Source organism: Desulfacinum infernum DSM 9756 (assembly GCF_900129305.1).
In the GTDB taxonomy this organism is placed as follows: domain Bacteria; phylum Desulfobacterota; class Syntrophobacteria; order Syntrophobacterales; family DSM-9756; genus Desulfacinum; species Desulfacinum infernum.
This window is the reverse complement of the sequence record NZ_FQVB01000025.1, coordinates 56,864-64,480: the sequence shown is the minus strand read 5'-3', so window position 1 is coordinate 64,480 and position 7,617 is coordinate 56,864. Positions and strand designations below refer to the sequence as shown.

4 protein-coding genes and 1 pseudogene are annotated in these 7,617 nt (G+C 62.5%); all 5 read right to left on the bottom strand.

The window, feature by feature from the left end:
• A pseudogene (locus BUB04_RS12735) lies at positions 1-220 on the bottom strand (IS1380 family transposase); the annotation flags it as partial.
• Between the two features lie 300 nt (positions 221-520).
• Positions 521-2,569, bottom strand: coding sequence for an Eco57I restriction-modification methylase domain-containing protein (locus BUB04_RS12730; RefSeq protein WP_073040095.1), 2,049 nt, complete (start codon positions 2,567-2,569; stop codon positions 521-523).
• Positions 2,566-6,246: a BREX system P-loop protein BrxC gene (gene brxC, locus BUB04_RS12725; protein WP_073040092.1), complete on the bottom strand. Its 3,681-nt coding sequence runs from the start codon at positions 6,244-6,246 to the stop codon at positions 2,566-2,568. The genes BUB04_RS12730 and brxC overlap by 4 nt, the downstream gene beginning before the upstream one ends.
• Positions 6,246-6,812, bottom strand: a complete 567-nt coding sequence (locus BUB04_RS12720) for a BREX protein BrxB domain-containing protein (RefSeq protein ID WP_073040090.1) — start codon at positions 6,810-6,812, stop codon at positions 6,246-6,248. The genes brxC and BUB04_RS12720 overlap by 1 nt, the downstream gene beginning before the upstream one ends.
• Positions 6,796-7,602 (bottom strand): BrxA family protein, encoded by an 807-nt coding sequence (locus BUB04_RS12715; RefSeq protein ID WP_218588448.1) that lies wholly within the window; start codon positions 7,600-7,602, stop codon positions 6,796-6,798. Before BUB04_RS12715 ends, BUB04_RS12720 begins: the two co-directional genes overlap by 17 nt.
• Between the last annotated feature and the right edge of the window lie 15 nt (positions 7,603-7,617).

Below are 7,617 nucleotides of genomic sequence, written 5' to 3'. Positions count from 1 at the left end.
CGACTCCCTGTGCGGCTTCAAAATCACTTTTGCCCAGGCACAGGAGACCGAGATAGGTCTTCACCACATCCCCGTGCGAAACCCTCGGCTGCCCGGGAACTTCCTTTTCCAACCGTTCGCACAGGCTTGTATAGCCGTTGATCAGGTTCCCTACCAGAGCCAAACCCGAGTGGCTGCTGTAGAAGGCTTTCGAAGACTGTTCGATCACAATTTTCTTCATGCGAGCACCTGCCAAGTGAAAGGTTGACAGGAGACTCTATAGCACAAAACACGTGTAAATTCAAAACCCTAGATAAGGTCTGATATTTGTTTGGTTAAAATCACACTCACGGATTAAGGTATATCTTTTAGAAGGTCGGCCCAGTCCTTCGTCGTATCGTGAAACCCGCGCTTGAAGTCCACATGCGCCGATTCGGTCCGGGCGCTCGACCTGAAAAAAGTAAGGCCTCTAAGGACAGCCTTGAGCTCGCGCTCTGTAGGCTGTTGTCCCGCCCTTATTCGTTCTATGGCAGAATTTGCATTACGGGACATGGACTGAGGCCTCCAAACAGTAAGCCGCTGTCTCAACCATCGCCGTATCCAAGACGCCGTAACCGAGATCGGCGAATACGGTCGGCCGAGCTTCCTTTAGAAGGATCTCTTCACGCCACTTTCGAAATGAAGAGAGGAAAAAACCCGTCCGTGAAGTAATGGCACCAATCATCCCGCGATTCTTAAGAATGAGCAGACCTCGCTCCACAAAGGCAGCGTAAAGGTCGTTCTTGGTTCGCGCATAGGCCTGCCCCATGTATTTCTTGGAAAGCTTGCTCGGTTCCCCAAACGGCGGATTCATCAGCACCACGTCGAACCGCTTGCGGCAGAGATCCACGAAAGCGAAGCCACGGGCGGCGTCCTCGGCGAACAGGCGGCGGCGCAGACCACGGCCGTTTTCGGCCCGCTCCGCGTATTCCTTGAGCGCCGCCAGGATGCGTCCTTCGGCCTGGTTCCAGAACTCCTCATCCGTGATTTCCTTGACGTCGAAAAGGGTCCTCTGCTCGGGCTTCGGCGAGGCCGGCTCCGGAAACAACAACATCTGCTCCGGTTTCGGCCCTTCAACCCATTGCTTCTTCGCCTCCGCCACGGCGTCCCGGATCTCCTCCTCGATCTTGAGCAGAGACCCGCCCTCGCCGGCGAGTTTCATCTTGTCGAACACCACTTCCACCAATTGGCCGAGAACCTTGGGGCGCAAGGCCTCGAGGAACTCCCGCCGCATGTCTTCTTCGCCGGGCATGGGTTCGGCGGTGACGATGTTGGACTTCACGACACGGGGCCTCTCCGCAGGCTTGAGCCCCAGGCGCTTCCAGGTCTTCTGCGCCCGCAACCAGAGGGCGAGCGCGGCGATCTGCACCGCCCGCGGGTCGATATCGATGCCGTGGAGATTGTGTTCGATGATCAGCTTGGGAACGTTCCGACGCAGCTCGTCGAGGGTTTCGAACTCCTCCCGCAGAGTGCGGCCCGTGACTTCCGACGCCGGACTTTCGGGGTCCTCCCAGGCCTCCTCGTAGATCGTCTCCAAAAGGTCGAATGCGTAGAGCAGGAAATGCCCGCTGCCGCAGGCGGGATCGAGGATCTTGATGTCCCGCGGGTCTTTCTTCGGTCTGTGCTCGATGTAAACCGGTTGTTTGAGGAGTTCCTCTTGGGAAAGATCCCCGCGGGCGTCGTCCTGCGACGGCGCCTTTTCCCCGGCCTCGAGAAATACCTCGTTCGGTCTGCGGACCAGATAACGGCATTCCTCTTTGAGCCGGGTGTCTCCTTTGCGCATCTCGTACCAGATGCGCCCGAGGGTGTTGTCGGTGAGGAACTCCACCACATAGCGCGGTGTGAAGAACTGGTTGCGGACGGCGAGTTCCCGGCTGTTGCGCGGCGCCTGGGAGGCCTCCCGCATGGCTTTGCGTTCCTCGGGCGGATTGAAGTACTGATAGATCCAGCCGATGGTCTCGTCTTCGGTCCAAAGGTGCGCGAGGTCGGGCTTGTTGAGCTCGTCGAGCACCTCTTCCAGGCAGCGTTCGCCCGGGAAAACCGCGGACTGCGGGGTGAAGCGGTCGAAAAGCACGCCGAGGTCCAAGGCCAGTTCATCGAACAGACACTCAAGGAACACGCGGTAGGTTTCATAGCGCGTCCCGAGCGCTCCCCCGGAGACCCTCTCGAACAGGCGGAATCCGTCGGATGCCGTGCCCTTGCGCACGCATTCGACGACAAGGCCCCGTTCCTCGCACAGGCGCAGTGCGGCCAGACGGTTCAGCGCCGTGAAGGAGATCTCCAACACCAGGCGCTCATAGGCCGCTTTGCGGCGCGCCGACGGCGTACCCGCCGCCCCGGCCGCGTAATGGTCGAGCAACTCACGGAGCCGCCTCGCGGCGGCCGCCTGCTCCTCGGTGAGGTGGGTCAGTTTCTCCAACGGCAGGATCGTGCCGTCCGGGTGCAGGCCGAACGTACCGCGGAGCTGGTCGGTGACGTCCTCGGTCAGCTGGCGCCTGCAGGCGGCGACCGTCTTCGCAAGCAGGTTTCTTGTTTCCTTGTCGAAGCTCATCCGCGTCCCTTGATTCGTATCCGCTTGCTCGATTTCAAAAGTCCGGCCAGCTTCTCCCGGACGGCGGCCAGCCAGGATTCCAGATCTTCCGTCGTCGCGATCACCGCGGGCTCCACAAGGTCGCCCGCTTCAATGACCTCTTCACCGGCCGGTTCCGCGCCGCCCCCCGGCTCGGGCTCCGGTTCGGCGGGGCGTCTGCGTTTGACCTCGGCCCTCAGTTCTTCGATCAGGCCGGGCAGGGTGCGCTTCCGCACCAGCAGCGTCTGAAGCAGCCGGACCGGATCGCCTTCGCCGGCGTCGGCCGGCAGATCGCAGACGAGCCGGGCGGCGATCTCTTCGCGGTCCTCGTCGAGAAGCTTCGTCCAGTCCGGCTCCGCCTCCAGCCTGTTCATCGCCGCTTTCAGGTCGGTGTCGAAGGCGGCGCGTTCGGTCTCATACATTTTCTCGGTACGGGTCGTCGCACCGCGCACCACGCTCCGAAGGTCGGGCAGCCGTTCATAGAACCGCTCGCTCGACAACACTTCCTCGGCGACGGCCCTGTCTTCGGGACTCAGCAGGTCGGTCACGGTCCCGGGGAACATTCGGTCCAGGTCGGCAATCGAATCCAGCACCGAGCGGGCGTTGCGGACGTCGGCTTCCGCGCCGGATTCCAGCGCGTCGAACACGGCTTTGGCCCAGCTGATCTCGTCCGGCAGGTTGCACTCAACGCCCCCCAGGATCGCGCCCGCCCCCCCCGCATCCCCCTTGAGCAGGTCGGCCGCGTCCGCGAGCAGCCGTTGTGCCCGGCTTTCGCCGGGCAGGCCCAACAGGCGCAGGCGGTCGGGCAGTGCGCCGAGTTTCTCCAGCAGTTCGGGGAAGTGCCGCCGCACGGCGCGGCTGATGTGATCCTCCAGCGGCAGAACCTCGTCGCCGAACAGGGTCTCCAGCCTCCGCGCGGCTCTGTCCAATGCCTCCGGCGGGAGTTTGGCGTCCCGTGGGGATACGCCGATCCGGTTGAACGAGACCGTGCTCTTGACCGCGTCCACCGCCTGCGGGCCGGCGGTTCGGACGGGGCCCCCGGCGCCCGGTACATGGAACTCGATCTCACCGGCCCTGAGCAGGGCCGCGAAGAGATACCGCACGGTGTCCTTGGTCCAACCGTAGGGGGGCGCGCTGAAGAGGTCCTGCAGATACGACCCTTGAAGTCTCCCGGAGCCGGATTCGGCCGCTTTGGTCTGGAAGACCCTGAGCACCTCGGCCAGCACCGGTGCGGCCGTGTCCACCCTCGGCGCCCCTTTGCTCTTGACGACGAGACCGAGGGGATCGAGGTCCCTGGAGATCCGATCCAGCCGTTCGACGCCGAGGAATTTCGCCGCGGCGTCGGTCGAAGGTCGGATGGGAGCAAGGTGGAAGTGGGGGAAGACCTCCTTGACGGCTGAGGAAAGGATGTTGCGCACGGCGGCGTCCAGCGTTTCACCGGCTTCGCGGACCGGGGTGGGTTTGCCGCGGAAAATGAAGACGCCGTCCAGCATCGCTTTCTCCATGGCGGCCGCCACCCGCTCCCGACTGCGCTCGGCGGCCCGCCGTTCCGCGCGGAGGTATTGTGCGACGACATGGTCGGCGCTGCGCTCGTCGACGTCGCCGAGCACCTTTTCCGAACGGACGATCTCGGGCAGCAGTTCTTCGACGGTGTCGTCGTTTCTCACCAGGAGAACCACAGTGTTCCTCAACTCCACCTGGGTGTTGGTGGAGACCAGAAACTCCTTCCGCTTGTCCTCCCACAGCGCGGGTTCGACGAACTCCAGACGGAGTTCCACGTCTTCCGACCCGCCGACGACGGGCGTGCGCCCCAGCTTCACGGCGGCCCTCACTTCCTTGATGTTCTCGAGCCTGGCGGCGGGCTGCGCTCGAAACATGGCGTGGTCGGCGGTGCCCTGCTTGAGAACGTCTATGCGCGCCCGGGCGCATTCGCCTGAGGTCGGTGCGTAACCGTTGCGTTTGTCGCGGATCGGCTTGACCGCGTCGCTCAGGAACACCCAGCCCCCCGCCTGCGGGTCTTCAATGAGACCGCATTCCTTTTCGGACGCCAGTCTGCGCAGGGCTTCCCGCACCTGATCCACGAGCGGCGGCGACCCGACCTTCCTGTACAACAGCGCGGCGATGTTCTCCGCCGTGCGGGGGAAGGTTTCGACGGGTTGAAGAGCCGCCACCGCCTTGGCCGTCCGCACCTCCATGGAATCGGCGCCGAAAATCTTGATCGTCTTGTCCACACCGCCGATGACATGGGGCAGGACCTTGGCGATGTCCGCGCGCAGCGTGTCGTAGAAATCGTCCACGCAGGCCAGGGAGCCGATCTCCCGGTCGGCGAGCTTGACCGCGTCCGCGCCGAGTACACGGCTCTTGTCCACCAGCACGTCCTGAATCACGCGGATCGCCGAGCGCAGGCCGATGCCGCCCGTGGAGCGGGCGAGCGTCCGGATGAGTTCCAAGAGCAGGTCGAAGTGCTGGGGCAGGAACGGGTACAGCCGCACGAAGGTCTCGCGGTCGGGATCGCCTTTGAAAAGAGCCGTTCCGCTGAGGCGGGTGTGCGTGACGGTGGCCTGTCCGTGTTCTTTGAACAAGGCCTCGAGCCGCGCCCGGCCGTCTTCGGATTTCGCCAGCAGCCGGCGGTGGGTGATCTCGCGGATGTCGCTCGCGTCGAGATGGATGGAGATCGGGAAACGGTCGCGCAGTTTGTTCAGCTCCGCGGAGTTGTGCGCCGCCTTCTCGACGATCTCGCTGAGCGTCTGCTGGCCGGTCGCCGCGATCCATACCTTGCCCTTGCCGAGCTCCTTGAAGCTCCGCGCCAGGCCGTCGAGGTTGAGGATCAGCTCGCCGCGCGGGGCAACGTACTGACCGGCCTCGTCCACCAGAAGCAGGATGTTTCCGCATCCGGTTTTCCGGCGGCACAGCTCGATGATCTCACGCGCCAGGTCACGGACGTCGCGGGCTTCTTCGAAACGGAGGCTCCGGAAACTGTCCGGCGTGGGGAAGTCGTCCGGCAGCACTTCGGGCACGATCTCCGCGGCCCTGGCCACGCCGATCAAGGGGTCGTTATGGATCTCCTCCCACTCCCCGTTGTATCGCTTGCGGTATCTTTCCTTGAATTCCTCGTACTTCCCGCGGCGGTCCAGCGTGAATTCAAGTTGTGCGGTTTTCTTCTCCTTGGAGAAGCCCGCCCACTGGAGCACCTTCCAGTAAAGAACGGTGGAAACGGGCGCGGCCGCACTCTCCGCGAGTTGTTCCGCGCCGAGGTCGAGAAACACGACCGCCGTGGGGTGTTTTTTTGCAATGGTGCGCAGGACGGCGGGAATCTCGTTGCGGGGAAACCGGTCGCATAGGAGGTCGAGGAAGGGCTTCCCCTGGACGGTCCTCGACGGGTCGAGCGCCGCCCCGAGGTACTTGGTGAAAGAGCTCTTGCCGCTTCCGTAGAAACCGGAGACCCATATCCCGATCTCCGTGACGTGTCCCCCGCGGACGCCTTCACCGAAAACATCGAGGAACTTTCGGAAGGCATTCTCGATGTTGTCCGTAATCTCGTATTCGGCGACTTCACGTAAGAGGCGGTCTTCCTCCTGCGCGTAGTAGTCGATGACTTTCTCTATGGTTCGGTCGATGGGCCGGTGTGGTGAAAAGACTTGGCGGATCGTCGCACTCATCAGAGACCTCCAAGCAACGTCGACCGGTAGTTGCCGTCGACCGGGTAGAAATCGAGGAAATGCAGTCCGTACTGGCCGGAACGTCTTCCCGGGTAGAAGATGACCGTGGGTGTTCCGACCTTGTCGTGCAGACGGCTTTCGATGGTCCGCGTTCGGAAATACGGATGAAGCAGTTCCGCCTCGGTCAAAAGCACAACGGTTCCTTCAGGCGCCGATTCGACCGCCTCGGCGACCCGGTCGACGAGGGCGTTGCCCTGACGAAGCACATCGCGCACCGCCTCATTGATTTGGTCGACATCCGCATCCGCTTCCAGTTTAAGCCAGTCGTCCCATCTCCCTGAATCATCCACAAGCCCCCAAAGAATGTCGGCGAGGGAGACGCGGCGGACATCGAACCCGGCCTCGCGGATCTTCGACGTCCAACGCGGCAGACGGCGCTTGAGATCGAGCATCAACTCCGGCGGATAGGCGAAGTAAAAGATCGGGTCGCTCTTGGCCGGATTGAGGGCGTCCGGATCGCGGATCTTGTCGATCAGCTCGTTGAATGCGCTATCGAGCGAGTACATCGATCAGCTCCTCAATGGATTTGACCGTCCAGGTGAAATGCACCACGGAGCCGGCACGTTGCACGATCAGCCCCCGGTGTTCGCCGAGGCCGTCCAGTCTTTCCACGACTTCCGATGCGTTCATTCCGAAAAGTCCCCAGTCGGGATGCTCGCAGAGGGATGAATCCGTGACGCCGGATTCGTGAAGATCCCTGGCGAGGAGAGCGGCCCCCTCATCCGACATCCTGTAATTGACGATCTCCCTCCGCGCGCGGGCGGACTCGCGCAGGAAGCCGATGTCCCGCAGAAGGCCGAGAACGCAACGGGCGATGCGGACCGAGACTTTCTCCGACCATTGATTCTCCAGGCGCCCGTCGCAGTGCGCCTCGGAGAGGAATGAAAGCATGGAATCGGTGTCCAGAACGGCCCGTCCCCTCCGCGCGGCCGGCCAATATTCGCGAACCGTGAAGTCGTATACCAAGGGGTCGTTTCGGGCTGTGTACACGAACAGGAGTTCTGTGAAGACCCTTCCGGGAAGACGCGCGTCGAGCACCTTTTTCAAGACCCTGGCGGGTTTGTCGGTGGGCTTCAGCAACCGTGGAGCGAAGACCCGTCTAACCACGTCACGGGTCCTGTAGGCGGTCGCGTTGCCCAAAAGGCCGCTTTTCTGAACCTTTCGAGTGAATTCTTCCAAGGGTTCGTCCGGACTCCAATATTGGAGAAGGCGCCGGGTTTCCTCGATCATCCCGGCGCCTTTACTGATGGCTGTGGAATACTTGGTTTTGTTCTCCGCGCTCATGACCGCGGACATTTTCAACCTCCTCGG